This is a genomic window from Maricaulis maris (assembly GCF_049116555.1).
Lineage (GTDB): Bacteria > Pseudomonadota > Alphaproteobacteria > Caulobacterales > Maricaulaceae > Maricaulis > Maricaulis maris_C.
In genome coordinates, this window is record NZ_JAGDYT010000022.1 from 1 (window position 1) to 806 (window position 806).

An 806-nucleotide genomic window follows, 5' to 3' on the forward strand; every position below is an offset into this window, starting at 1 on the left:
TATCCGCTTCTTCAGGTCAAGGGCCGCAACGCGGCCGCTTCGCGGTTTCACCCTTGAGCTGAAGAAGCGGATACGGCCTGCTGGCTGACAAGCGATCTATGGGCAGCCCCGCGCGCGGCGCCCGACAAACCGGGACAGACAAAGTTTCCGGCGGGATCAGTCACCGTGCCTGACCGGAGGGCGCGCTCCAATTAATTGTGTCTGTCCCGGTTTCTTCAGCGGATCGGATACTTTACCGGGACCGGCTATCCGATGGGAGCGGATCATTGGATCTCAGCACTGGAAACCAAATCAGGCCGTGACCTGCGGCCCAATCCACGCGGGCGGCCACTCAAGGAAGCGACAGAATGAACGGGGAAAATATGCCTGTCCCAGTTTCTCTCGGAGACTAAACATCTAGTCCGACACTCCCAGCGCAAGTCCCCACCACGCCGCCAAACTAATGATCAACACCAAAATCCCAGCAAAACGATCTCGTCCCATGCGCACCGAAATTAATAAAGCCAATACTGACGCGATGGACATAAAAATAGAAAACAACATCGGTCGCATCAACCCTAACATTACCATAGTAATAAATGCCAGCACGACTACACATAGGTCACAAATAACCAATCTGTAATCAATCTTAATCATTTCTCGATCCTAATTGAAATCTGGAAAAAACGGGGCCACACACCATTTATTCCGCGTCCACGCAGGGACGTTTGCAAAGCTTCGGCTTAGATCATGGTAACCCAAATTTCGGCGTCACCAATTGGTGCGTGTCCCCGTTTTTCTCGGCCCGCTGGCGCGAGGGCGCACGC

The 806-nt window shown here is 53.6% G+C and carries 1 protein-coding gene; it reads right to left on the minus strand.

What is annotated here, in order from left to right; translation table 11 throughout:
* Nucleotides 1-396: 396 nt before the first annotated feature.
* Nucleotides 397-636: a hypothetical protein gene (locus JXQ94_RS14070; protein ID WP_421924414.1), complete on the minus strand. Its 240-nt coding sequence runs from the start codon at nt 634-636 to the stop codon at nt 397-399.
* Nucleotides 637-806: the final 170 nt, after the last annotated feature.

Coding starts and splice junctions, on each gene's coding strand:
- JXQ94_RS14070 (WP_421924414.1), bottom strand. CDS start 636: ATGATTAAGATTGATTACAGATTGGTTATTTGTGACCTATGTGTAGTC.